23 protein-coding genes and 1 pseudogene are annotated in these 23,376 nt (G+C 64.7%); 7 read left to right on the top strand and 17 right to left on the bottom strand.

The window, feature by feature from the left end:
• Positions 1-421: 421 nt before the first annotated feature.
• The 7 genes from ACT4N8_RS01090 to ACT4N8_RS01120 all read right to left on the bottom strand — a co-directional run bounded on the left by ACT4N8_RS01090 (position 422) and on the right by ACT4N8_RS01120 (position 4,243).
• Entirely contained in the window at positions 422-631 is a 210-nt protein-coding gene (locus tag ACT4N8_RS01090) for a hypothetical protein (RefSeq protein WP_444856289.1), read from the bottom strand.
• 4 nt (positions 632-635) lie between these two features.
• Complete coding sequence (locus ACT4N8_RS01095; RefSeq protein ID WP_444856290.1) at positions 636-1,019, bottom strand: DUF968 domain-containing protein; 384 nt, start codon at positions 1,017-1,019, stop codon at positions 636-638.
• Positions 1,012-1,746, bottom strand: a complete 735-nt coding sequence (locus ACT4N8_RS01100) for an ERF family protein (protein ID WP_444856291.1) — start codon at positions 1,744-1,746, stop codon at positions 1,012-1,014. Before ACT4N8_RS01100 ends, ACT4N8_RS01095 begins: the two co-directional genes overlap by 8 nt.
• Positions 1,743-2,549 (bottom strand): YqaJ viral recombinase family protein, encoded by an 807-nt coding sequence (locus tag ACT4N8_RS01105; protein WP_444856292.1) that lies wholly within the window; start codon positions 2,547-2,549, stop codon positions 1,743-1,745. Before ACT4N8_RS01105 ends, ACT4N8_RS01100 begins: the two co-directional genes overlap by 4 nt.
• 542 nt (positions 2,550-3,091) lie before the next feature.
• On the bottom strand, positions 3,092-3,346 hold the full coding sequence (locus ACT4N8_RS01110) for a hypothetical protein (protein ID WP_444856293.1): 255 nt from the start codon (positions 3,344-3,346) through the stop codon (positions 3,092-3,094).
• An 86-nt stretch (positions 3,347-3,432) separates the two neighbouring features.
• On the bottom strand, positions 3,433-3,810 hold the full coding sequence (locus tag ACT4N8_RS01115) for a hypothetical protein (RefSeq protein WP_444856294.1): 378 nt from the start codon (positions 3,808-3,810) through the stop codon (positions 3,433-3,435).
• On the bottom strand, positions 3,803-4,243 hold the full coding sequence (locus ACT4N8_RS01120; RefSeq protein ID WP_444856295.1) for a hypothetical protein: 441 nt from the start codon (positions 4,241-4,243) through the stop codon (positions 3,803-3,805). Before ACT4N8_RS01120 ends, ACT4N8_RS01115 begins: the two co-directional genes overlap by 8 nt.
• Before the next feature lie 872 nt (positions 4,244-5,115).
• On the opposite strand from ACT4N8_RS01120, the gene cas9 reads away from it, so the two are divergent.
• Entirely contained in the window at positions 5,116-8,277 is a 3,162-nt protein-coding gene (cas9, locus tag ACT4N8_RS01125) for a type II CRISPR RNA-guided endonuclease Cas9 (protein ID WP_444856296.1), read from the top strand.
• 416 nt (positions 8,278-8,693) lie between these two features.
• On the opposite strand, the gene ACT4N8_RS01130 is transcribed toward cas9, so the two are convergent.
• Positions 8,694-9,140, bottom strand: a complete 447-nt coding sequence (locus ACT4N8_RS01130; RefSeq protein ID WP_444856297.1) for a MucR family transcriptional regulator — start codon at positions 9,138-9,140, stop codon at positions 8,694-8,696.
• Positions 9,141-9,547: 407 nt separating this feature from the next.
• Positions 9,548-9,769: a helix-turn-helix domain-containing protein gene (locus ACT4N8_RS01135; RefSeq protein WP_444856298.1), complete on the bottom strand. Its 222-nt coding sequence runs from the start codon at positions 9,767-9,769 to the stop codon at positions 9,548-9,550.
• A 155-nt stretch (positions 9,770-9,924) separates the two neighbouring features.
• Between ACT4N8_RS01135 and ACT4N8_RS01140 the strand changes: the two genes are divergently transcribed.
• Positions 9,925-11,046 carry a hypothetical protein gene (locus ACT4N8_RS01140; protein WP_444856299.1) on the top strand — a complete coding sequence of 374 codons (1,122 nt, stop codon included), beginning with the start codon at positions 9,925-9,927 and terminating at the stop codon, positions 11,044-11,046.
• Positions 11,043-11,948: a hypothetical protein gene (locus tag ACT4N8_RS01145; RefSeq protein WP_444856300.1), complete on the top strand. Its 906-nt coding sequence runs from the start codon at positions 11,043-11,045 to the stop codon at positions 11,946-11,948. Before ACT4N8_RS01140 ends, ACT4N8_RS01145 begins: the two co-directional genes overlap by 4 nt.
• Before the next feature lie 59 nt (positions 11,949-12,007).
• On the opposite strand, the gene ACT4N8_RS01150 is transcribed toward ACT4N8_RS01145, so the two are convergent.
• From ACT4N8_RS01150 to ACT4N8_RS01160, 3 genes are all read right to left on the bottom strand, one after another.
• Complete coding sequence (locus tag ACT4N8_RS01150; RefSeq protein WP_444856301.1) at positions 12,008-13,456, bottom strand: DNA-methyltransferase; 1,449 nt, start codon at positions 13,454-13,456, stop codon at positions 12,008-12,010.
• Between the two features lie 183 nt (positions 13,457-13,639).
• Entirely contained in the window at positions 13,640-15,052 is a 1,413-nt protein-coding gene (terL, locus tag ACT4N8_RS01155; RefSeq protein ID WP_444856302.1) for a phage terminase large subunit, read from the bottom strand.
• Positions 15,045-15,656 carry a DUF5681 domain-containing protein gene (locus ACT4N8_RS01160; RefSeq protein WP_444856303.1) on the bottom strand — a complete coding sequence of 204 codons (612 nt, stop codon included), beginning with the start codon at positions 15,654-15,656 and terminating at the stop codon, positions 15,045-15,047. Before ACT4N8_RS01160 ends, terL begins: the two co-directional genes overlap by 8 nt.
• A gap of 104 nt (positions 15,657-15,760) precedes the next feature.
• Here ACT4N8_RS01160 and ACT4N8_RS01165 point away from each other — a divergent pair, with 104 nt between their 5' ends.
• Positions 15,761-16,051 (top strand): hypothetical protein, encoded by a 291-nt coding sequence (locus ACT4N8_RS01165; RefSeq protein ID WP_444856304.1) that lies wholly within the window; start codon positions 15,761-15,763, stop codon positions 16,049-16,051.
• Between the two features lie 50 nt (positions 16,052-16,101).
• Here the strand turns inward: ACT4N8_RS01165 and ACT4N8_RS01170 are convergent, their stop codons facing one another.
• A complete protein-coding gene (locus tag ACT4N8_RS01170) occupies positions 16,102-17,436 on the bottom strand; it encodes a hemolysin family protein (protein WP_444856305.1) in 1,335 nt (444 codons plus the stop codon).
• A gap of 134 nt (positions 17,437-17,570) precedes the next feature.
• Between ACT4N8_RS01170 and ACT4N8_RS01175 the strand changes: the two are divergent.
• A pseudogene (locus ACT4N8_RS01175) lies at positions 17,571-18,238 on the top strand (OmpA family protein).
• Positions 18,239-18,255: 17 nt separating this feature from the next.
• Here ACT4N8_RS01175 and ACT4N8_RS01180 read toward each other — a convergent pair.
• Both ACT4N8_RS01180 and ACT4N8_RS01185 read right to left on the bottom strand, forming a co-directional pair.
• Positions 18,256-18,711: a nucleoside deaminase gene (locus ACT4N8_RS01180; protein ID WP_444856306.1), complete on the bottom strand. Its 456-nt coding sequence runs from the start codon at positions 18,709-18,711 to the stop codon at positions 18,256-18,258.
• Positions 18,712-18,749: 38 nt separating this feature from the next.
• Positions 18,750-18,986: a hypothetical protein gene (locus ACT4N8_RS01185; protein ID WP_444856307.1), complete on the bottom strand. Its 237-nt coding sequence runs from the start codon at positions 18,984-18,986 to the stop codon at positions 18,750-18,752.
• Positions 18,987-19,159: 173 nt separating this feature from the next.
• Between ACT4N8_RS01185 and rpmB the strand changes: the two genes are divergently transcribed.
• Entirely contained in the window at positions 19,160-19,459 is a 300-nt protein-coding gene (rpmB, locus tag ACT4N8_RS01190) for a 50S ribosomal protein L28 (RefSeq protein ID WP_444856308.1), read from the top strand.
• Between the two features lie 84 nt (positions 19,460-19,543).
• Here the strand turns inward: rpmB and ACT4N8_RS01195 are convergent, their stop codons facing one another.
• Complete coding sequence (locus tag ACT4N8_RS01195) at positions 19,544-20,542, bottom strand: esterase-like activity of phytase family protein (protein WP_444856309.1); 999 nt, start codon at positions 20,540-20,542, stop codon at positions 19,544-19,546.
• A 129-nt stretch (positions 20,543-20,671) separates the two neighbouring features.
• On the opposite strand from ACT4N8_RS01195, the gene ACT4N8_RS01200 reads away from it, so the two are divergent.
• On the top strand, positions 20,672-21,088 hold the full coding sequence (locus tag ACT4N8_RS01200; RefSeq protein ID WP_444856310.1) for a glycine zipper 2TM domain-containing protein: 417 nt from the start codon (positions 20,672-20,674) through the stop codon (positions 21,086-21,088).
• An 84-nt stretch (positions 21,089-21,172) separates the two neighbouring features.
• Here the strand turns inward: ACT4N8_RS01200 and cobT are convergent, their stop codons facing one another.
• Positions 21,173-22,993 (bottom strand): cobaltochelatase subunit CobT, encoded by a 1,821-nt coding sequence (gene cobT / locus ACT4N8_RS01205; RefSeq protein ID WP_444856311.1) that lies wholly within the window; start codon positions 22,991-22,993, stop codon positions 21,173-21,175.
• Positions 22,994-23,376: the final 383 nt, after the last annotated feature.

A 23,376-nucleotide genomic window follows, 5' to 3' on the forward strand; every position in this document is an offset into this window, starting at 1 on the left:
GCGCTGATCGCCCCTGACGAGGTCGCGGCGTTCGAGCGCTGATACTCCGCATCGTTGAAGTTCACCGGCGGGGGAGGCGGCGGCGGAGGAGGTGGCGGCGGAGGAGGCGGAGGCGGAGGTGGAGGAGGTGGAGGAGGTGGTGCAATCGGTGTCGAGCTAACGCCCCCCCCTCCGCTCGTGCTTCCGCCGCCACAACCCGATACGGCAAGCGCAACGACGCATACCGATAGGATCAATCTTCCTCTCGAGGCTCTCAGCATCACCATCGATTCCATATCAGCTTGAAAAATATCAGCTTTTCTGAGGCAATGATAGGACTCGAATCCTTACATTTTGCTGAAGGCGCCCGGGATTGAAATCCGCGGCAAGGAAACGGAAGCACATTCCGGCCAATTATCTGTGGGACGCCGGAGCCGAGCCCTCAGATTTCCAGACCCCTCCGAAGAACGGCCAGGGCCGCATCTGCCAGGGTCTCGATGTCTTGGCCAGCGTCCTTGAGCCTCGCAAATCGCGCCTCCGGATCCTTGGGAAGGGCCAGGATCGCTTCCGCAGCTTCATCCTCCATGACGGCGCCGATGCTGACCGAAAGGAGGCCAAGCAGTCGGCGCGTAGGCGATTCTGCTATTGTCATCCTCTCAGCTCCTGGTTGGCGTTGGCGGGAAACGGCCCTCGGGGCCTGCGGTGCTGGCCAGACGCTGCCTGTGTGGAGACAGCCTGGCAAAGGCCGAGGCGAGGCCGACAAGGTCGATGCCATATCGCCGTTCGAAGGCCAATTCTCCGATGCGATGCTGCTCGGCATGGTGGGCACGGCACAGGCTGATCGTCCATCGGTCGGAGGGCTTGAGCGCCATTCCCCCATCCGTCCTCCGACGTACGTGCGCGCATTCAATTTTCCCATCGAGGCAGTCGGGAACACAGCAATGGTGACGCCGGACCCAGGCGCGGTGGGCGGGACAGATTCGCTCCTCGCGCCCAGGCTTGGACGAATGCTTGATCCTGGCAGGAAGCAGCCTAGGCATTCGCCGCCTCCGGGGCTGCTCGTACGCGCCGCCTGGGCGGGGGGCGCTTCGATTTCATGACCGGTACGGCCTTGGCCGCCGGCGTCGACAATTCCGCGCGGCGGGCGCGAATCGCCTCGCCGATTCCTGCGTAGAGTCCGGCATCAAACATCGCGAGGCCGCGAAGGAGCATCCGATACGTTGCCTGGCAGCGATCGATCGCCTCAGCGGTCTGGCAGCCGCCCACGATCTCGATGATGTCCTCCGACCACCTCGCCCAGCCCTGAACCGGCTCGACTACGTTGTCGGACACCTTCAGCCGATGGCTCTGCGCGTCGGCATCATCAGGGCCCGATACGGGAATGCAGAACGCTTGCAGAACGGCCGACTTGTACGCCGCGGTCATCGCCTTGGCCGTGGCCTTGTCGCCTGCATCCAGCGCCTCGCCGAAGCTTTCGATCGTGTGACACGAGCCATCTTCCGCGCAGATGAGGTCGAAGGCGGCCTTTACGCTCACGCTGACCAGGAGGTCGTTCTGGCCATGCCGCTCCGTCATGCGTCGTTTGAGGATTCGCGGCAGGATGCACAATTTGTGCTGGGCCAAAAGGGGTGAGAGACTCTCGTAGACATCGTCGATGCCCCGATACTGATATTGATCCTGGGCGTTGGTATGGCGCTTCGCGATCCCGCTTCGTGATAGTTCGCCGGTGACGGCCGAGATTGCCGCGTAGACGCGGGGGACGCTCATTGGACCAGCTCCCGAATCGAGAGGGCACCCGATTTGCTGCGACGCGCCTCGATGCCGTGACCGTGGGCGCGCTTCACATCGGGCTCGACGAGCTCTTTGATCGCCGCTGTCGCCACCCCGTGCAGCCGAGCCGCCTCGCGATAGGCGAGCCAGTCCGCCGCTGCTGCGGCCCAGGCATTATTGCCCTCAAGGCATATCTCCCGCACGCCCACGGGCTTGGGTGGCGGCGGAACTGGCGCCGGCACCGGTGATTCGCCGGTTCGCACGCAGTTCCAGAACCTCACCTCGGCGATCAGGAGTTCCTCCTGATAGAGCCAGTCGGAGGCGATCTCGAAGATTTCCCACTTTGAGTTGCCGAAGATGACGGAGAGGACCGATCGCCCGCACTCCAGCACGGCCATATTGTGCTGGAGCTGGGGCATATAGCGCGCGACGACCTCGTCCGATTTGCTGAATGCGCTGGTATGCTTGGCTTCCCAGACCGCTCCCAGGGAGGGGACGAACCCGTCAATCGTGCATCGCCGCCACGGATGCGCGTCGCTCACCGCAATTTTCCCGGCGTCGGCAACGAGGTTTCCGGTTTCCCGTTCGTACCATTGCCGATTGAATGCCTCGGTCCAGCAGCCAAGCATCGCGGGGAGCAGGGCCGACAGGTCTTCCGGCTCCGCTTCGCCTCGCTTCTCGGTCCAGAGTCGATGTATCCGGCCGGCATCGCCCGACAGGATGATATTGGCATCGCTGCCGCCGATGCCATTCCGGCGCGCGCGCTGCGCTTCGCTGCCCAGGCCCAGTCGCTCAAGCAAGGGCCAACTTACGATACTCGTCTCGGTTTGATGGACTTGAAGAGTCCCACGAGAATTTGGGGCCTGAAGCGCTGCGTCGCTTCGGCCGGCGGCAGACAATGATTCGACATATACCATAAGTACAATCTCCTACAAATTAGATTGTATCTTGTGGTTGCTCTGTAGTTTAGTGAAGTCAACTGTCTTTGTGTGTTCAGAATTACTCACAGGATTCCCGGTAGATATTCACCACCAATTCACGGACTTTTCCACTCGCGATGAGCGAGCCAGAGTTATGTTGCCTGTTGCCTGTTGCCTGTTGCCTGCTGCCTGCTGCCTGCTGCCGGCTCCGAGTCCTCCGCGACGTCGCGAACATCGGCAGCGCCCGCGCCGGCGCGGAGCCCTGGGTGGGTTGGTAGGCGACATGAGGTGGTACGCGGGTAAAGCCGGTCAGCTTTCCCAGGTCTGCTCTGGCATCGCGAATGAACTTATGCCTGACGAACGAAAAAGGGCCGCTCCTTCGAGCGGCCCCTCGGCGATTCGTTTTCAGTGCGAAGCCCTAGCTAGGGGCTGGCAGGAGAATCGTCACTTTTGGTGAGCTCAATGATGCCCCAGATGATTAGGCCCAGAGCAATCGCACCGATGATATAAATCCCAACACCGCGTCTGCCATCAAGCTCACTCGCATCGCCCACCGGGGCACCCGCTCGCTCGATCGCGGGCGCATTGGAGAGGCTGAGCGACTGGGCTGTTTGGGCAGCAGCGGCACTGCTTCCCGCAATCAATGCGAGGGCCGTCACGGCCGAAAGAATTCTCATGTCCGCTCTCCAGGAAGCTTGTGTTGCCAATGCCCCTCAACCGCTCTTCGCGGCGCTTGTTCCTTCAATATCGAGAACGAAACAATTCAGGCGCGAGGGTCGAGTGCCTGCGATTCCATTTCGGGCCCCGGCACGCTCCCGAGCGGCGGCACGTGCTTTCGTCGCGCAACAAGGAATAGCACGGTCGGCCAAAGCACGGTGTTGAGGACATCCAGCGCGGATGGTCCGAAGACCCATCCAGGGTTGAGGCTGTCCACCCCCTCATTGAGAACGGCGAATGTCGCCACCGCGGATACCGGCCAGACCGAATGCATTCGCCGCCGCAAAACGACAGCGAAGAAGACGAAGATCAACAGGCCCATATGGACATGGAGGAGGTCCTCGGGCATGCCGGTCGTGAGGGATAACCAGTCTTTGAAGGCGCCGTATTGCTCGACGGTCGCCAGCTCGTTCTCACTACCCATTTTGTCCGATCCGCATTAACAGCTGGCTCGTCAACGCCAGACCCTTGTCGGAGAGCCCGTAAATCTTGCCGTTTTTGCGGGTCGGCGGCGCTCGCGCCAGTATCAGCTCGGCGGATTCGAGCCGCTCCAGCCAGCGAATCCCGGTCGCACTTGCCAGGCCCAGGTGGCGAAGCAGCGCTGTTTGGCTGGGCTGTCGGCCCTCCTCTCCCCCGACGAAGATGGCGAGGAGCAATGCCCAGGCAGGCTCCCCAGACAATTCCGCGGGCAGGATGGCGTCTCGCGCCGCGCGTTCATGCCGCAATCGATAGGCTATCTCGAGCGGGCTCGCCGATTCCGCGCTCGTAGAAGCCGCCACTCGCCGCTGCAGGGCATCCAGCTCATCGCGGATTCGGGCGAAATGCCCCGATGTGCCGGGCGTCTCCTCAGATGGCATGGACTTCGGTTCCAACTATTCGCCCCAGCTGTCTGTGCAAGACGCTCGACGGGTTCTCAAAGGCAAAGGGCACTCATGTCTAAACGGATTGGGGGAGGTCCGATCAGCGCTGGGTCGACCTCAGGGCAGGGGATTGCTGTCTTCGACTATTGGATCGTCCTCGTGCCACCACCTCCTTTGCCCGGGGCCCCGCGCTGCTGGAACTCCGTTACAAGTCGATGCATGCGGTTATAGAGATCAAGAAAGGCCGCGGTGGGCAGCACGAGCCTCGCGGCAGTCACTTTCTCTCCAGATGGCGATCCTTGGTGAGCAGGCCGAGGTGCATCCGCGCGCGAGACCGTCAAGATGATTGTTGTTGTGGTGGCATTGACGCTCACCAGGTGCACGCCATCCGCGAACGTCTCCGTCACGCCGGGGACATCCTTATATGGAAAGGCGTGATCGAAGGGTTTCTGTGGCGTGATTTCCTCCTTCGTGCCGGGATTGTGGGCGGCCAACTGTGGATGAACGGCGAACCGGGCGCAAGATGCGCCCATGCCAGGACCGGAATTGGTGGGGCAGCTCGGCCTCTCCCACACCCTGGATGGGGTCCCCGCCTCCCACCCGGTCGAGCAGGCGCCGCGAATAGCGGGTCGTCGCTGCACCCCGCACCCATTCTCGAGCCCGAGACTCGCACTCGCTTCGGACTAGGTGCGTGGGAAGTCCAAAAAAAGGCGGGGCCGTAGCCCCGCCCTTATTTGGTGCAGTCAAGCTGCTTGTTAACAGCTGGCCCTGCGATCTCTGAACCGCGTCAATGTGGCGAGGATGCGCCGCCCGGTCAATTGCCTCCCTATCTCGCATGCGACAATGTGGCGGGCTGGAAAGAGCGGGTTATGCGCAGGCTTGGGCTGGACATCGGCAGCAACAGCATCGGTTGGTGCCTGATCGAGGACGATCGGCGGATCGTCGATATCGGTGTGCGCGTGTTCGCTGACGGGCGAGACCCCCAATCGGGTTCCTCGCTGGCGGCCAATCGGCACGAGGCGCGGGTGACGCGCCGGCGGCGAGATCGCTATCTCGGCCGCCGGTCGGCCGTTTTGAAGACCCTTGTCGCCCATGGCCTGATGCCCGCAGATCCCGGCGAGGCGAAACAGGTCGCGGAGCACGATCCGTATGAGCTGCGCGCTCGTGCGCTCCAGGAGAGATTGGAGCCGTTCGAGATCGGTCGCGCGCTGTTCCATCTCAACCAGAGAAGGGGATTCAGATCGAGTCGGCGAATCGATCGCCCGTCCAACCCCGGCAATGAGGGAAAGATTGCTGACGGCGCGATCGCGCTCGATCACGCCATGGCGGAGGAGCGCGCTGACACCCTCGGTCAATTCCTCGCGACCCGCCAGACCAAGCGCGTGCGCATGAGCGGGGACAATCAGGAATATGATTTTTTCCCCCAACGCCGCCATGTCGAATATGAGTTTGCACGCATCTGGGAAGAGCAGGCGAAGCATCACCCGGCCCTCTTGACCGAGGCTGCGCGTACGGCGCTCCATCGCATCCTGTTCTTCCAGCGCCCGTGGAAGAAGCAGGAGGTGGGCTATTGCACCTTCGCGGGTATGAACGGTGTCCCGGCTCACGAGCATCGTTTGGCCAAGGCGCACCCGCTCTTCCAGCGGCGGCGACTCTACGAAGAGGTCAATCAGCTTCGGATTGTCGGTGCAGACGCATCCGATCGCGCCTTGACCCTGGCCGAGCGCGACGCGCTCATCGCCAAACTCCAGAGCCGAAAAAGGCTGGGCTATGAAGCGCTCGGCAAGGCCATCATGCTGGCAGAGGGCGAGCGGTTCGACCAACCAAGCGAACGCGCCAGGGGGCTGCTCGGTGATGAAGTGCGCGCCGTGCTCGCCGCCCGTAAGCGCTTCGGCAGACGATGGCAGCATTTCAGCGACGATGAGCAATGGCATATCGTCGAACGGCTGCAAAATGAGGAGGATACAGATATTCTGCTCGCCTGGCTCAAGGACGAATATGGCCTCGATGAGGCGGCCGCCGAGGCCGTTGCCAATGTACCCCTGCCAGAGGGTTATGGCCGCTTCGGCGAAACGGCTTCGCTAAAGCTGCTCGATGCGCTCAAGGCGGGCGTGGTCAGCTATGGCGAAGCCGCCGAGGCCGCCGGCTTTCGCCCCGGCGAACAGAGCGGCAGGTGTTTCGATTATCTTCCATATTATGGTGAGATCCTTGCCCGCGAAATTCCTCCCGGCAGGGCGGAATATGGCGACCCGCTCGAGCGCCGTTACGGCAAGATCACCAATCCAACCCTCCACATCGCGCTGCGCCAGCTTCAGAAACTAGTGAATGCTGTCATCAGGGTTCACGGCAAGCCAGACGGAATTGTCGTCGAGCTGGCGCGCGAGCTGAAGTTCAACGAGAAGGAACGGACCCAGTATGAGCGCCGCATCAGGCGGGAGAGGGAGGCGGCAATTGCGCGCGGCCGCCAGCTGCGGTCCGAGGGTTTCGCCGACGCGGGCGCCAACCGCATGCGTCTGTGCCTGTGGGAGGAGCTGAACCCGGCCAATCCGCTTGACCGCCGCTGCCCGTATTGCGCCGCCCCGATCGGCTGGCGCCAGCTGTTCACCGGCGAGGCGGATATCGACCTCATCATTCCCTTCTCAAAATCGCTCGACGACAGCATCTCCAACAAGGTGGTGGCCCATAGCGCCTGCATTCGTCTCAAACGCAGCCAGTCCCCATGGGAGCGGTGGGGTCATGAGGAGAGTCGCTGGGAGACGATCAGCGCCCAAGGCGCGCGCCTTCCCAGAGCCAAGCAATGGCGCTTCGGTCCGGATGCTGTTGGTCGGGTCGAGCGCGAGGGGGGCGTCCTTGCGCGCCATCTTGTCGACCCCCGATATCCTTCCCGCGTGGTCGGCACGTATCTGCGGGCCCTCTACTCCCCCGGAGAGAAAGACCGCGTCACCGTGATCCCCGGCCGCATGAAGGCGAAGCTGCGGCGATTGTGGGGTCTCAATAGTCTGCTGCCCGACCATGCTTTCGTCGAGAACGAACATTCGAATGCGCCCGAGAATCGGCTCGATCATCGCCATCATGCGATCGATGCGACTCTGGTCGCGTTATCCACTCCGGCCCTGATGCAGCGAATTGCCGACATTGCCGCCCGCGCCGAGCACAAAGGTTCAGACCGTCTCTTTGAGGATGTGGAGACTCCCTGGCCCCGCTTCCGGGAAGAACTGGGTGAAAAACTGGCCGGCATCATCGTCAGCCACAAGCCGGATCATGGCCGCAAGGGGCGCCCCCCGAAGCACCGGGACACCACCGCCGGACGGCTGCACAACGACACGGCCTATGGTCTAACCGGCGCGCTCGCGCCCGATGGCAAAACTCCGATCGTCGTCCACCGCATACCGTTTATGAGCGTTAAGCCCGACGACCTTGTCGACCCCATCCGTATCCCGAACGAGGCACTTCGGCGCGCATTGATCGAAGCCACGTACGCTCGCACGGGCAGAGAATTCATTCAGGCGCTCGCGCTCTTCGCCCGAGAGCATCCGACGTTCAAAGGCATCCGACGCATTCGCGTGCGTCGGGCGCTGACCGTCATTCCTATCCGAGACAAGCAGGGGCGAGTTTACAAGAGCTACGCCGGCTCCTCCAATGCCCGCTACAATGTATGGCGGCTGCCCGATGGCTCGTGGGTGCATCAGGTGGTTTCGACCTTCGACGCGCACCAGAAGGATCATCAGGACGCTCGGCCGCACCCCGCGGCGAAGAAGATCCTAAGTCTGCGTCAAAACGATCTGATCGCCCTGGAATGCGAGGAGGGCCTCCAGATCATGCGGGTGATCAAATTTTCCGGGAACGGTCAGATAGCATTCGTTGAGCATAACGAGGGCGGCAAACTGATCCAGCGTCACAAGAATCCGGAGGACTCCCTTACCGTGATCAATCCCACGGCCGCTGGCCTAAGGAGGATGGGGGCCCGACAAGTTCGCGTCGATCTCCTGGGGCGCGTCTTCGATCCCGGCCCGCGGGATATGGCGGTATGAGGCCGGGCTGCACCGGGCGAAACCCGCAGCCGCGGGCAGCGCACCGACAGCGTCTCGCGTTTTCGCAGCGCCCGTTGGGTTGATCAAGCTGGCCGGAGCGGCGCTCCCATTTGTCTATCGACAGGGCATCGCCGCACCGGTCCAGCCGTTCAGAGACGCAGGCCAACCGCAACGGCGCCTTCAACGTTTCTCAGAGCAGCGCCAGTCTAGCGGTTCGGCGGGCAACCGCAACCGGCCTGGGAAGCCGGCCAGTATTTAGCCCGCCGGATCGGGGCGGCGATTCGGGCCCCAAAGGCGTCAGATCAGGTGCGCCATCTCTTCTGACCAGCCCACGCGAAAGACGCATGCGCGTTAACTCGAGCCGCCGTCGAAGCGAGCTGCCAGGGCGTAAAAACAGCCGAGCGCCCGGAGCCCGGTCAGCCCGCTTCGCCATTGTCTTTGCGACCCTTGCTTCTGGCTCCGCCCTCGGAAGCAGCTTGGCTTTTTCTCCCCAGTCCGTACTTTTTCGCCAGCGCCTGCCGGACCTCGGAATATGCAGGAGCAACCATCGGGTAGCTGGCGGCCAATCCGAACTCTTCGCGATATTCATCAGGATTCATATCGTGCGCGTGTGCGAGATGGCGTCTGAGCAACTTTTGTTTTTTCCCGCACATCAAGCAAGTCAGACTGTCAGGCTTCACCGAGGATCGAACGCTGACCATCGGCTCGCGCTTCTCCTTCACCTGCTGATCATTGCCCAGGCCTGAAAGGGCAGCATGAACCGTCGCGACCAGCATCGGCACGTCGCTGATCGCAACGCTGTTATTGGCGACATGGCTGGTGACGATGTCGGCGGTCAGGGCGATGAGTTCGAAACGATCCATGGGCGCGCCTCCTATCTTCCCTCGTGTAAGTATCAGATAGCCGCGAAAGCTCCTAGCGATACGCGAGCCGCACCAACCAGATGGTCAGGGCCAGCGATATTCGCTTGCTGCCACGAGGTTGATGGCTTCCCCCCGTTCGCCCGTTCTGGAATCAGGCCGGTCAGCGTTGGATGCTGTCGGCGCCCCGGACACGACGACGAAAGCAGAGAAGCCCCCGGCTTTGAGACCGGAGGCTTCCTGAGTTCCGAACGAACTGGGGCATTTTTGGCAAAAGGCCGGATTCGTCACGGGCGAGCAATATGCGCCTGCGACAGACGACCGTCAATCACGAGGACTGTGGCACCCGAACGACAAAGCCCGGTAGGCGGATCACAACCAGGGCCGCTCATCCGTTCACAATGCGCCAGCTAACGCGTGCGACCCACAGGCGCCAGCAGCTCCACCACATCGACTTCGAGCGCATCGGCCAGCTTCTGGACGATCTCGAGCGTGGGATTGCGGGTCCCCCGCTCGATCCCGCTCACATAGGTGCGGTCAATATTGTGCTCGAGGCCGAACTTCTCCTGGCTGAGCCCGGTCTCGCGTCTCAGACGGGCGAAGTTGACGGCGAGTCTGGCGCGAGCATCCACGGCTGGGAGTGGTCGTGTGCTGCGGACGAAGCGACAACGGACGATGAGTCACGAATTGACTGGACTTGAGTGTGGAGCCGAGGCTTGCTGGCGCCATGAGGCGGCAGGCGCATGGTGCTCCGGTAATCATCGCTCCAGATGGAGGACGGGCCCGCATGGAGCGGGTGATGCTGGGGGCAGGTCTTCATAGCGAAGGTTGGCTGCAACAGCTCCTGTTCGATCATCCCGACCTTCTGCCCGTCGCCGACATCGAGCCGGGATTCGGCCTCCCGGTCGCGATCGCACGAGAGTTGAGCTGCGGCCATGGCAGCATCGACAATCTCTATCTCACCCCCTCCGGCGAGATCATCCTGGTCGAGGCCAAGCTGTGGCGTAATCCCCAGGCACGACGGGAGGTGATTGCCCAGGCGCTCGATTATGTCGCCGCGCTGATGGCGATGAGCTACGAAGCATTCGAGACTGCGGTGCTGCGTGCGCGCCACGCCGGTGCATCAAGCCTCTACGGGTTCGTCGCCGGATGTGACGAGGCGCTCGAAGAGGCGCGGTTCATCGATGCGATCTCGCGCAACTTGGCGCGCGGACGCATGCTGGTGATCGCACTGGGCGACGGCATCCGGCAGGAGGCGCAGGCGCTGGCCGGTCTCCTGCAAAGCCATGCCGGCGCCCACTTCACCTTCGCGCTGGTCGAGCTCGCCACCTGGAAGAACGTTGCCACCGGCGAGCTCATCGCCATCCCCAACACCCTGGCCCAGACGGTGATGATCGAGCGGGGCATCGTGGTGGTCGAGGATCAGGCTGCCATCATCAGGCCGGTCCCTGCCGAAATGGCTGCGGCAAGCGGCCCTAAGTCGATAAGCGAAGAGCTCTTCTACGAGGAGATTTCGAGGCGTGAGCCGAAGCTTCCCGCGGCGATCCGCGTGTTCATTGCCAGCCTCGCGCCCCTGGGCGTCTATCCCGAGTTCCTGGCCTCGCTCAATCTCAAGGTGGATCTTCCCGATCGACCCAAGCCGGTCAACCTCGGCTATATCCGCCGTAGCGGGCGCGTGCGCACCAGCCCTGCCGCGTGGCACGCGCCGCTGGACGCGGCGCTGCGCTACAATCAGGCCTTGGCCGATGCGATCGGCGGCACGGTCGCGCGAACGGATGCTCTTTACGTCAGCACCGACGGCGTGTCTGAGCCCTATGTCGACCAGATCCTGCCTGCGCACGCCGACCTATGGCGGGGCGCGATCGAGCGGTTCATCGGCGAGGTGCAGGCAGGCGGGGAGGGATCATGACCGATGACGATGGGCCTCGCCGGCGCCAAAAGTTCGTCCGGGGGCCGGGGGATGTCCAAAGGCTTGAGTCCGGCACCAACCCCAAACCGGTTCCGGCTCGGGCCAGGCGACCCCGTTCCGAAAAGATCGGCGATGCCGAGATCAGGATCGTCCCTACCGCCGGCGGCTATCGCGGCGTCATCATTCGCAACCGCGAGGCCGGCGAAATCCTCGAGGACCTCGACTTCGAGCGGCTGAAGGCGCGTTTGAGAAATGAGGCAGGCAAGCTCCACCCCGATTATATCGGCATGGATGGAGCGATTAGCCGGTTCCTGCGCTACTTTCCCGGCGGGTTCGCCGATGAGGGTTATCGAAAAGCCGAGCGCGATTATAAGGAGCGGGCGCGCCGCATCCTGATTGAAACCGTCCCGCTCGAGCAAGCGGACAGGGTCGATCCTGAGCAGGCACGGGCCTGTCGCAAAGTGACAACCAATCTGCTCTCCTCCCTCGAGGCAGCGCGCCTCGCCGAAACCTTGTCCGGCCCTTCCGGTCCCGATTTCATCAAAGCAGCGGCGCGTTTCACCGGTGGGGATATCGCTGCGGGGATCTGCAGCATGGTGAAGGCGGTGGCGCCGAGCGGACGAGCCTCCTGGCCCATCCTCACCTATCTCCCCTTCTTGTGGCGGCCGGACCGGCACATGTTTCTGAAGCCCGAGAAGACACTCAATTACGCGCAGCGCATCGGCCACGCCTTCCAGCATGATTATGTCCCCGGTCTCGAACCCGAAGTCTATGATAGCCTGCTCGGTCTTGCCGCCCACACCGAAGCCGGCATCGCGCGCCTGGCGCCGATCGACCGCATCGATGTGCAAAGCTTCATCTGGGTCGTCGGCAGCTATGCGGACGAAGAGTCCCTGTCCTGATCGGGATTTCCAACCCGCGCTCGGAGCGCTGGATCCTCCCCTCAACCCGCCGTGCCGAACTATGGCGATTTGCGAACCACGCCATCTGCCTGACGTTTGTGCGCGATTGAGTCGAAGGTTTCACCTTCCTCCGCATGGATGGCGGGCTTCCCGCTCATCTCCTGCCAGCGCCTTACGATCACGTCGACATATTTGGGGTCGAGCTCCAGGCCATAGCCGATCCGGTCGACCGCATCGGCGGCGATGATCGTCGTGCCCGACCCCAGGAAGGGATCGAGAACGATATCACCGCGCGACGTCACATCCAGGATCGCATCGGCGATCATTTCGACCGACTTGGGCGTGCTGTGCAACGCCAGGGCCTTGCTCGCCGAGCTGCCGGGCCGGTTGGCGCCGGGATATTCGAACACATTCGTGCGATTTCTGCCATGACGGCCGAGTTCGATATTATCGATCAGGAGCCGGTCCCCATTGGCGAAGACCGGAATCAGCTCATGCGCCGAGCGCCACGGCCGTCCCATGGCGCCACCGCCCTTGGCCCAGACGCAGGTGTTCACATGGGTGAGCCCGGCCGCTTTGCCTGCCAACACCAGGATGTGCACCGAGCGCCAGTCCATGAACGCAAAAATGGCGCCGCCCGCCACGACATGCGCCGCCGATGCGTGCAGGTAGCGGGTGAGGAAGGCCGCAAATTCATCATCGGTCCATTCGCCCACGCCCATGATGAAGTCCTGGTGTTTGACCTTGCCCTTGCCGCTTACATGTCCTTCAATCGCGATATTGAACGGCGGGTCGCCGATGCTGGCGGTGGCCTGTTTTCCTGCCATCAGCCGAATGTAGGCGGCGGGATCGGTCGCGTCCCCGCAGAGCACGAGATGTTGCCCGAGCAGCCACAGATCGTTCATCCTGGAGGTCACCGCGGTCTCGGGTTCCGGGCATGCGTCGAGCTTGGGGTCGGTCTGACGGTCGCCGATGATGATATCGACCTGGGGAAGCTCGATGCCGGTAAGGTCTAGGTCGATGCCGGCGCTCTTGATCTCGATGAGGTTCGAGCGCAGGACCTCAATATCGAACACCCCGCTGGCTGCCTGCTGGGCAAGTGCGGTCGCGATGAGCTTGATGTCCGTCGGACCCATTTCACCAGGCACGATGACACAAGCGATGTCCGGCATCTCCATCGCTTTGGCAACGTCATAGCTCAGGGGATCGCCAAGGATGGCGCCCGCTTCGCTGACCAGCAGCGGAGGAATCCAGCCGATATGCGAAGCCAGCCTGACCGCCTTGGCGATCCTGCGTTCGTCTGCCTTGAGCAGGCGCCGATCGCCCGGGTCCAGCGCATCGAGCGGCCGGTCTTCCAGTCGCAGCCATCCGGCAAGATCATTCCGGCCGGCCGAAGCCTTGGCGGCGTCCTCGAGCGCAACCCGATCGCGCCGCTGGCCGCGGCGCCTGCGCTGGCCCGCCGCGAGCCCGTCAGAGAGATGTTTGATGGGGTGATTGGATTTGCTCATCGGGATGCGCCTTTCGAATGGGCAGCCCGATGGAGACCGATGAGCAAGGGAGGCCGGCGAAGCAGATCCGGCGGTCTACCCTCGCTCGAGGGCGCCAGCGGGCTGCTTCCTTGCTTGCCTGCGATGTTTATTTCACCGCGGCAATGAAATGGGCACAGGACGTCGGCATTTCAAGCATCGCGCTCAGCCGTAAAGGTCGGCGCGGTGTAGCAGTCCGCCCATGTCCCATGCGGTCAGGAAGTTGACGGTCGAGTCCACCTGATCGTTGCGCTTACTGTGCGGGAACCTGAGCAATTCTGCCTCGTAATCGGCGAGCCAGTCGGCCTTTTCCGGCAGGAAGATCCGCCCCTGCTCGAACTTTGGTTGCTGCTGTTCGGCGCGCTCTAGCTTCGGCGCCGCGGGGCTCAACCAGTGCAGCCACTTGTGGCCATCCCGTTGCCAGATGTTATGAATGAGCGACCTTCCGCTTGCCGCCTTCTCGACGATGACCAGCTTGGCTTTCCACTTCTTCCTGAGGTCATAAACCTTCCGCTCCAGCTGGTAAAATGCGGGCCTGGCGCGCCAGACATCGATCAGATAGAATTTGTCGTCGACCAGCGCCCAGGTCGTGCACGCGCTATAGGAATTGTCCTCGCTGGATTCGTAGGCCGTGTCCCAGCACTGGAAGATTGAGCGAATGCGCGCCGGATCAGGCGGCTCGGCATAGCGCTTGAGCCACCCGGCCTTGAATGTCGTCCCGCCGGGCGGCAGCGGCTCCTGATTATATTGCGCCTCGAAATCGCGCTCGCCCATCTCGTGGCGAAGCTGATCGAGCTCGGCCTTGCCCTGGCGCGATTCCATCAGGATCCGGCCGGGCTTGATGACGCCCTTGATGCCGCCGCGCACCATCTCGAACGACATCTCGCGCTTGGCGATCGCGGGAATAATGATCGTTTCATAGCCCCCGGCCTCGATCAGTCGTCCCGGGGGATCCTCGGCGTGAAGCCGCTGGCCGATCACGATCAGCTTACCCGCTTTGGGCGTATTGAAGCGGGTCAGCACGCTGGAGGTGAACCATTCGTAGGTCGAATCGCGCATGGTCACGGAATGGGCATGACCGGAATTGAGCAAATCGTCCGCGATGATGACATCGGCGCCACGGCCCGTGAGTGTGCCACCCACCGATGTCGCCAGCCGCGTTCCTCCGGCACTGGTCTTGATCTCATTTCGTGTCGCACGGGTGATGACCGTTCCCGGAAAGACGCGGCGATACCAGGGTGATTCCATCAGCCGCTTGGTGTCGGCGCTGAATTTCTCGGCCAGATCAGCTCCATAAGAGATGCAGATGATCTGCGCTTTGGGGTCGCGCCCGAGGAGCCAGGCCGTCGCACAGATGCTGCCCACGAAGGTCTTGCAATGACGCGGCGGGATGGCGACGATCATCCGAAGCGGATCGGGCTCTGCGATCCGCCCAAAGGCACAGGCCAGGACGTCCAGATGCCAATTTGGCTCCAGATCCACGCCGTTGAGGATCGGCATGGCGTTCGTCATGAACGTGCGCAGGTCCCCCCTGGCCAAGCCGTCTATGGCGCCCTGAAGTTCGACCGGATTACTCATCGTCGCCCCCATCGGCCCCGTCCGGCGCCTCTTGGGTGCCACCTGCTGCGGGCGACTCCCCTTTCGAAAATTTCTTGTGCAGATTGATATAGTCTTCGAGCACCTTGAGATTGGCGTCGGTTTCGGCTGTGGTCGGTGCCGGCTCAACCGGATCAGCGAACTTATCCTCCCACTGCAGCTTCAACGCGATGGCCTTGATATCGCCGGCCATGCACTTGTTGGCGAGAAGGTGATAGGACAACGCGTCCTTGCTCAGCTTCATCTTAATGCCGTCAATCACGACCTCGATCTTCTTCGAGAACGCGTCGTGCCAGAGGGTCTTCTTGTTTTTCGCTCCCTTGGGCCTGCCACCCTTCGGCCGTGGGCCGCCCTTCGTCCACCACGTCTTCTTATCGGTCTTCTTATAGCCCCAGGGCGAGACCTCGTTCTTGTCGGGGCCCGCCCCGCCATCACTGCCGTCGCCCTTCTTATTCTTACTGTGCTTCATGACTGCCCCCACCAGAAGAAAGCAGCTGGCGCGCAAGCGCGCCCGCTGAACGGAAAGATTTTCCCGATTTGCCTTCCTTGGCGGGATGTCGGTCCGAGCCGGATGCTCCAGGACCATCTAAACACCTTGAGCAGCATGGGCTGACCTTGGTGTGGGGGCAATAATACTGCAATTGATCGGGGGAGGGGAAGAGGAAATCGACACGGGCCGAGGGAACATTTGTGTCCATCACCCATCCCAACTTCCGCGCGCCTCGATCCGCCATGCAGACCGATCAATTCCGCGTTCCGATCCGGAAAATTCCGCATTCCGGCTTGGCCCATGATCGGCCAGAATTGGCGGTTAACCGTCACACGGGTCGCTGTGGGCTGATGAAATTCCGCGTATTTTTGTCGGAATTCCGCATATCCTGCGGAATTTCGATCAGATCCGATGGGGGTTCGGGCCGCAGCGATCGGGCGGGAATGAAAATCGGCAATTGGCTGCGCGCGGCGGAGAAAATGCGCCGGTAAGGGGCAATTGGCTACGCGCAAGGCCGGTTCGTTCGCCTTGCCGGGATGGATCAGACGGTTCCCCGCCGCCGCCGCGGCGCTTCGCTAGCCAGCAACTTGTCGATCTTGCGCCCGTCCATATCGACGATCTCGAACCGCCAGGCACCGAAGGCGAAGCGCTCGCCAACCTCGGGGAGATGCTTCAGCACCGACCGCGCGAAGCCCGCCGCCGTGGCATAATCGCGGTCCTCGGGCAGCCTGAGGCCGAGCCGGTCGGCGAGCATGTCGGCCGAGGCCGAGCCCGAGACCCACCAGCTGCCGTCGTCGCGCTCCACCATCGGCGGGTCGCTGTCCTCGTCCTGGTCGGAAGCGAAGGCGCCGGCCAGCGCGACGAGCAGGTCGGCCGGCGTCACCAGCCCTTCGAAATGACCGTATTCGTCATGGACGAAGGCGATCGGCACCTCGGCCGAGCGCAGCACGGCGAGCGTGTTCATCGCGTCCATCTGGTCCGGCACGATCGGCGCTTCCCGGAGCAAGGCGCGCAGGTCGAGCGGCCGGCCCTCGATCAGGGCGGTGACCATGTCGCGCGACTGGACGACGCCGATCAGGCGGTCGACCGAGCCTTCCGCCACCGGCAGCCGGCTGTGCGGAGTCGCGAGCAAGGCGGCGCGGATCGCTGCCGCGTCGGCATCGACGTCGATCCAGTCGACCTCGGTGCGCGGCGTCATCACCTCGCGCGTCGGCCGGTCGGCGAGCCGCACCACGCCCGAGATGATCGCGCGCTCGCTCTCGTCGAGCACGCCGGCGGTGGTCGCCTCGGCGACGACCATGTGGAGATCCTCGGCGGTGACGTGATCGGAGGATTCGCGGCGCAGGCGGAGCAGGTGGAAGATCAGGGCGCTGCTCCGGTCGAGCAGCCAGACGAAGGGCGCGGTGGCGCGCGAGAGCCAGAGCATCGGCACCGCCATCAGCACCGCGATCGCTTCGGGCGACCGCAGCGCGAATTGCTTCGGCACGAGTTCGCCGATCACCAGCGAGGCATAAGTGGTGAGGATGATCACGAGCGCGAAGCCCAGCGTGTGGGCGGTTTCGGCATCCACCCCCAGGAAGGCGAGCCGCTCTCCGGTCGGCCCGCCCAGGCTCGCGCCCGAATAGGCGCCGGCGAGGATGCCGATCAGGGTGATCCCGATCTGCACGGTGGAAAGGAAGCGCCCGGGATCGGCGGCGAGATCGAGCGCGGTCTGCGCGCCCTTGCGTCCCGCCTTGGCCATCGCCCTCAGCCGCGCCCGGCGCGAGGAGACGATGGCGAGCTCCGACATCGCGAACAGCCCGTTCAGCGCCACCAGGAACAGGATGATGGCGACGTCGAGCCAGGGATAAGGGGCGAGGGGAATGGGCGCGGGCATGGCGTCCCTCACCCCCTAGCCGCTGTGGCATATGGGCGACAACTGCTTCCTCAAGGCAACGGACGCGGAACCGGCGCGGAGGAAGGACCGTTCAACGATCGTTCCACCTCCAGCTTCAATCGAAGGAAATGCGCATGCCTGTGCCCAATCGTCTCGCCATGGCCGCCGGAGCGGCCCTCCTCCTTGCCACCACCGCGGCCTGCGTCACCGACCCGGACACCGGGGACCGGCGCCTCTCGCGGACCGCGATCGGCGCGGGCGTCGGCGCCGTCGGCGGCTATCTGCTCGGCGATCTGGTCGGCGGCCGGCGCGACCGCACTGAGCGGATCATCGGCACCGGCGTGGGTCGCTCGCCGGCGGCGCGGTCGGCGCCTATATGGATCGGCAGGAGCGCGAGCTGCGCGAGCGCACCGCCGGCACCGGCGTCGAGATCGACCGGCAGGGCGACGAGCTGATCCTCACCATGCCGTCGGGCATCACCTTCGCCTTCGACCGCTTCGACATCCAGCCACAATTCCGTCCGACTCTCGACCGGATCGCCGAAGTGCTGCACGATTACCCGCAGACGATGATCGACATTTACGGCCATACCGACAGCGTCGGCTCCGACGCCTACAATCAGACCCTGTCCGAAAATCGCGCCGCCGCGGTGGCGCGCTATCTCGAAGGGCGTCGGGTCGCCTCGGTGCGAATCGCCACGCGCGGCTTCGGCGAGACCCAGCCGATCGCGGACAATGCGACCGAAGCAGGCCGCGCCGCCAACCGCCGCGTCGAGATGCGAATCGTCCCCGTCGAGCGCTAGGGTATCAAATACGGACCCTAGCTCCGCCGCGCGCGGAAGAAGGCCCGCAACATCTCCCCGGCTTCGGCTTCGCCGATGCCGGGATAGACTTCTGGCACGTGGTGGCAGGTCGGCTGGCCGAACAGGCGCGGGCCGTGCAGCACGGCCCCGCCCTTGGGATCGGCCGCGCCGAAATAGAGCCGCTGGATTCGCGCCAGGGCGATCGCGCCGGCGCACATCGCGCAGGGCTCGAGCGTGACCCAAAGGTCGCAACCGTCGAGCCGGGGCGAACCCAAAGCGGTGGCGGCGGCGCGTAGTGCGACCATCTCGGCATGGGCGGTGGGGTCGTGCGCGTCGCGCATCCGGTTGCGGCCGACGGCGAGCATTTCGCCGCCGCGCGTCACCACCGCGCCGACCGGCACTTCGCCATCCCGCGCGGCGGCGGCGGCCTCGTCGAGCGCGAGGCGCATGGGTTCGGGCAGCGGAAAGCTCATCCGTGCCGCGCTAGCGGGCGGGCGGCGCCCGGGAAAGCCTATTGGACGTTGGCCTGCGCGTTCTGCTCGACGCCGACGCTGGGCACTTCGACCTGCCGGGTCTCCATCTTGACGACGGGGACCTGGACGTTCTTGGTCGTGGTGCCGACCTCGACATCCTTGGTCTCGATCGAAACGCCGCCGCCCTCGCGGTTGAGATTGACGACGCCGAACGCGACGAGCGCGATGCCGATCACGATCAGAAGGGCGATGAGAAGCAGCAGGGTCCGAAGCATCTTGTTCCTCGCTGGTTGCGCGGGTGACGGTGGACAACGACACACATGGCTTATTGGTTGCCCGTCCGCAACGAATCCTTCGCGCCCCGTCAGGTTGACGAATCCCGCCGCCCCCTATATCTGCGCCGGGTTTTCGAGAGGCGCGCGAGCGCCCATTCCAGGAAGAGATTGAAATGTCGCGGATTTGCGAACTGACCGGCAAGGGCCGTCAGGTGGGCCACAATGTTTCCCACGCCAACAACAAGACCAAGCGGACGTTCCTGCCCAATCTGCAGAACGTGACGCTGATCTCCGACGCGCTCGGCCGCCAGGTCAAGCTGCGCGTCTCGATGAACGGCCTCAGGTCGGTCGAGCATGTCGGCGGCCTCGACAATTGGCTGACCAAGACCAGCAACGAGAAGCTCAGCCTCAAGGCCCGCCGCCTGAAGCGCGAGATCGCCAAGAAGCAAGGCGAGACGGCGGCCGCCGCCTGAACGTCGCCCCGGCGAAGGCCGGGGCCTCGGCGAGACTTGCCGGGACTATTCGGCCTGAGATCCCGGCCTTCGCCGGGATGACGCTCATTCCCCCAGCGCGAATTTCAGTAAAAGCGTCCGCTGCAGCGGGCTGAAATTGTCGTCCGAGGCGAGCCACAGGATCGTGCGCCCGCCTTCGCTGGTCACGCTCAACGCCTCCATATTGTCGCCCGCCAGCGGCCAGCCAAGCCGGGCGATCAGGCGCCCCTCGAAGGTCGCTCCGGGCCGAATCGCGTCCGGCTCGACCAGGACGAGCGCGGTGGATACCCCCTCCAGCCAGTCGAAGCGCCGGTTGAGGACCAGCAGCCGCCCGTCCGGCAGCCGCGCGGCGTCGGTCGCACGATAGCCGGCGGGCGGGCGGTAGCGCAGCGCCACGGACGGCGTTGCCGCCACCGCCGGATCGCCGGCGAAGAGCAAGGCGTCGCTCTCGCCGGCCACCCGCCCCGAGGCTTCGGAGATGAGCAGGAAGCGGCCGTCGCTCAAACGCGTCATCGCCTCCGCGCCGAGCATCCGGCGCCAGCGCCGCATCGCGCGCGGCGCCGCGGCGGCTTCGGCCCGCCAGCCCGGCAGAGCGTAGCGCCAGACCTGATTGCGCGATTCGAAGGCGAGCCAGACCCGATTCCCGTCGATGAACATCGCCTCGACGTCGCGGTCGGATTTGCGCCGGCCGCTGCCCGGCCCGCGCGGGACCGGGGCGATATCCACCCGGCTCTCGCCGGCGCCGGCGGGGAGGGGGAAGCGCAGCACCGTCCCGGCGTCGCTCACCGCCGTGACGATGCCGCCGCCGATATGCATCGCGGAGATTCCGCCAAAGCGCGGATCGTCGCTGGCGAGCGCCCAGCCGCCGAGAAAGACGAGGTCGCCGACCCGGTCGCCCGCCGGGTTCGCGCGGTCGAGCGGCACCGGCGCGACGTGTAGCCTGGCGATCGCCGGCCCCTGCTTCGGCGCGGGCGGGCCAGGCCGCACAGGCGTCGCGAGCAGCAGGAAGCAGAACAGGCCAAAGCCCGACCATGACAATCTGTTCAGGAAACTGCGCTCTTTCATGAACGACGGCTGACGACCGCATTCAGGGCCGGCTCAAGAGAATCGTGAGAAAAGAAGTACATGCCAAGCAAGGTCGCCCGATTCGTAAGAACGACGCGGCCGACCGGGCAGAAAGAAAAGGAGCGTATCATGTTCACCAAGTTCACCCTTTCGGCCGCGGTCGCCCTCACGGCGCTCACCGCCATGCCGGCCGCCGCCGAAGCGCAGAGCCGCTACGGCTATTACGACAATTACGGCAGCCAGTACCGCCAGTACGACCGGCGCTACGACCGCCAGTATGACCGGCGCTACGACCGCCGCTACGCCCAGCGCTACGACAATCAGCGCTACTACAATCAGCGCCGCTACAATTCGCGCTACGGCAACCATTACGGCCAGCGCTGCTCGAGCGGCACCACCGGCACGATCCTCGGCGCGATCGCTGGCGGCCTGCTCGGCCGTGAGATCGCCGGCCGCGGCGACCGTACGGTCGGCACGATCATCGGCGGCGCCGCCGGCGCGCTCGCCGGCCGGGCGATCGACCGGGGCGATTGCCGCCGCCGCTAGAGCTTAACCAGCGTTCCCTCGCGTCGCGTATCGAGGGACGGGGGCCGGTCATCCTTCCCTAAAGGGTGGCCGGCCCTTTCTTTATCAGGGCTTGTCGAACAGCGAGGCGAGCTGCTCGATCATCGTGCCCCCCAATTGCTCGGCGTCCATGATCGTGACCGCCCGATCGTAATAGCGGGTGACATCGTGGCCGATGCCGATCGCGACCAATTCGACCGGCGAGCGCGTCTCGATCCAGCCGATCACCTGCCGCAGATGGCGCTCCAGATAGGTCCCGGAATTGACCGACAGCGTCGAATCGTCGACCGGGGCGCCGTCCGAGATCACCATCAGGATCTTGCGCTCCTCGACCCGGCCGATCAGCCGCTCGTGCGCCCAGAGCAAAGCCTCGCCGTCGATATTCTCCTTCAGGAGCCCCTCGCGCATCATCAGGCCGAGGCTGCGCCGGGCGTGGCGCCAGGGCTCGTCGGCGCGCTTGTAGACGATGTGGCGGAGATCGTTGAGCCGCCCGGGCTGGGGCGGGCGGCCCTCGGCGAGCCATTTCTCGCGCGCCTGCCCGCCCTTCCAGGCGCGGGTGGTGAAGCCGAGCACCTCGGTCTTCACGCCCACCCGCTCGAGCGTGCGGGCGAGGATGTCAGCGCTGATCGCCGCGATCGAGATCGGCCGGCCGCGCATCGAGCCCGAATTGTCGATGAGGAGCGAGACGATCGTGTCGCGAAACTCGGTGTCGCGCTCGACCTTGAAGGAGAGCGAGTGGAACGGGTTCACCACGACGCGCGCCAGCCGCGCCGCGTCGAGCATCCCCTCCTCCTGGTCGAATTCCCAGCTCCGATTCTGCTGTGCCATCAAGCGCCGCTGCAGCCGGTTGGCGAGCTTGGTGACCGCGCCCTGGAGGTGGACGAGCTGCTGGTCGAGATAGGCGCGCAGCCGCCCCAATTCCTCCTCGTCGCAAAGCGCGCTCGCCTCGATCTCCTCGTCATATTGCCGGGTGAAGACCTTGTAATCGAAGCTCGGCGGCAAATCGGAGAGCGGGCGGTTGGGGCGGGCGGGAACGACGCCCTCCTCGCCTTCCTCGCCCATCGCCTCGGACGAATCCGCCATCTCCTCCTCGGACCAGTCGGCGTCCGATTCCTCGCCGCCCTCGTCCTGCTCGCCACGGATCTCGGCCTCGCCCTGGCCCGCCGCCTCGTCCGATTCGTCGTCCTTGTCGCCTTCGCCGTCCGCCTCGTCACCGCCCTCGCCCTCGTCCCCCTCGGGCTCGGCCGGCGCGTCGGGGTCGCCCTCGACCAATTCGAGATCGCGCAGCAGCTTGCCGACCAAAGCGGCGTAGGCCGCCTGGTCGTCCAGGGCGAGGCCGAGCGCGTCGAGATCGCCGCCCGCTTTCTCCTCGATCCAGTCGGCGACCAATTTGAGCCCGCCCAAAGCCTCGGCCGGCGGCGCCTCGCCGGTCAGCCGCTCGCGGACCATCAGGCCGATCGCCGAGGCCAAAGGCACCTCCTCGCGGGTGCGCGCCCGGGTGAGCGGGTCGGTCCGCAGCCGGTAGTCGGTGAGGCTGGCGAGATTGCCGCGCACGCCCGCCATGCTCCGCGCGCCCAGCGCCTCGCAGCGCGCCTGCTCGGCCGCGTCGAACACCGCGCGGGCGTTCTCGTCGCCGGGCGCGCCGCGGGCGTGAAGCTTGGCATTGTGGTGCCTGAGCCTGAGCGCCGCCGCGTCGGCGAAGCCCCGCGCCTCGGCCACTTCCTTCGCGCTCAGGTTGCGCCCCGGCATCGGCGCCTTGACGCTCTTGCCCGAGGCGGTGGGGACGTCGCTGGTCAGCCCGAGCTCGACCTCGGCATCGCCCGCAATCGCCCGAGTCGCGCCCGCAAGCGCGTGGCGAAAGGCTTCGAGGGGATTATCGTCGGCCATGGGATTTCCAGCACATGGCCAATGCCGCCATGGGCTGCAAGAGCGCCGATCAGCGCTACCGACGGACTCTCACGTTTCCCGGCGCGCGAACCGGTCGCCCGCCGCCCCCGATCGGGACGGCGCCGGCGGGGTGTCGGGCTCGTCGGGCAGGTCAGGCTCGTCAGGCGCGTCCTTCGGACCGGGCACGTCCGGTACGTTTGGGACAGGGCGCTGGGGCCGTGTCGGCCGGACCGGGCGAACGGGCCGGCGCGGACGTCCGGGCCGCCTCGGCGGAACCGGCGGCACCGGAGGGACTGGGGGAGTGGGCGGGACGGGCGGCACGGGGGGCACGGGGGGCACGGGGGGCACGGGGGGCACGCGATCGTAAAGTCCTGTTCTGGCAC

Origin of the sequence: Sphingosinicella sp. (assembly GCF_052387495.1) — a bacterium.
Classification (GTDB): domain Bacteria; phylum Pseudomonadota; class Alphaproteobacteria; order Sphingomonadales; family Sphingomonadaceae; genus Allosphingosinicella.

Coding starts and splice junctions, on each gene's coding strand:
- rpmB (WP_444856308.1), top strand. CDS start 19,160: ATGTCGCGGATTTGCGAACTGACCGGCAAGGGCCGTCAGGTGGGCCAC.
- ACT4N8_RS01110 (WP_444856293.1), bottom strand. CDS start 3,346: ATGAGAATTCTTTCGGCCGTGACGGCCCTCGCATTGATTGCGGGAAGC.
- ACT4N8_RS01180 (WP_444856306.1), bottom strand. CDS start 18,711: ATGAGCTTTCCGCTGCCCGAACCCATGCGCCTCGCGCTCGACGAGGCC.
- ACT4N8_RS01185 (WP_444856307.1), bottom strand. CDS start 18,986: ATGCTTCGGACCCTGCTGCTTCTCATCGCCCTTCTGATCGTGATCGGC.
- ACT4N8_RS01115 (WP_444856294.1), bottom strand. CDS start 3,810: ATGGGTAGTGAGAACGAGCTGGCGACCGTCGAGCAATACGGCGCCTTC.
- ACT4N8_RS01090 (WP_444856289.1), bottom strand. CDS start 631: ATGACAATAGCAGAATCGCCTACGCGCCGACTGCTTGGCCTCCTTTCG.
- cas9 (WP_444856296.1), top strand. CDS start 5,116: ATGCGCAGGCTTGGGCTGGACATCGGCAGCAACAGCATCGGTTGGTGC.
- ACT4N8_RS01145 (WP_444856300.1), top strand. CDS start 11,043: ATGACCGATGACGATGGGCCTCGCCGGCGCCAAAAGTTCGTCCGGGGG.
- ACT4N8_RS01200 (WP_444856310.1), top strand. CDS start 20,672: ATGTTCACCAAGTTCACCCTTTCGGCCGCGGTCGCCCTCACGGCGCTC.
- ACT4N8_RS01100 (WP_444856291.1), bottom strand. CDS start 1,746: ATGAGCGTCCCCCGCGTCTACGCGGCAATCTCGGCCGTCACCGGCGAA.
- ACT4N8_RS01160 (WP_444856303.1), bottom strand. CDS start 15,656: ATGGTCCTGGAGCATCCGGCTCGGACCGACATCCCGCCAAGGAAGGCA.
- ACT4N8_RS01120 (WP_444856295.1), bottom strand. CDS start 4,243: ATGCCATCTGAGGAGACGCCCGGCACATCGGGGCATTTCGCCCGAATC.
- ACT4N8_RS01095 (WP_444856290.1), bottom strand. CDS start 1,019: ATGCCTAGGCTGCTTCCTGCCAGGATCAAGCATTCGTCCAAGCCTGGG.
- ACT4N8_RS01130 (WP_444856297.1), bottom strand. CDS start 9,140: ATGGATCGTTTCGAACTCATCGCCCTGACCGCCGACATCGTCACCAGC.
- ACT4N8_RS01170 (WP_444856305.1), bottom strand. CDS start 17,436: ATGCCCGCGCCCATTCCCCTCGCCCCTTATCCCTGGCTCGACGTCGCC.
- ACT4N8_RS01195 (WP_444856309.1), bottom strand. CDS start 20,542: ATGAAAGAGCGCAGTTTCCTGAACAGATTGTCATGGTCGGGCTTTGGC.
- cobT (WP_444856311.1), bottom strand. CDS start 22,993: ATGGCCGACGATAATCCCCTCGAAGCCTTTCGCCACGCGCTTGCGGGC.
- terL (WP_444856302.1), bottom strand. CDS start 15,052: ATGAGTAATCCGGTCGAACTTCAGGGCGCCATAGACGGCTTGGCCAGG.
- ACT4N8_RS01140 (WP_444856299.1), top strand. CDS start 9,925: ATGGAGCGGGTGATGCTGGGGGCAGGTCTTCATAGCGAAGGTTGGCTG.
- ACT4N8_RS01150 (WP_444856301.1), bottom strand. CDS start 13,456: ATGAGCAAATCCAATCACCCCATCAAACATCTCTCTGACGGGCTCGCG.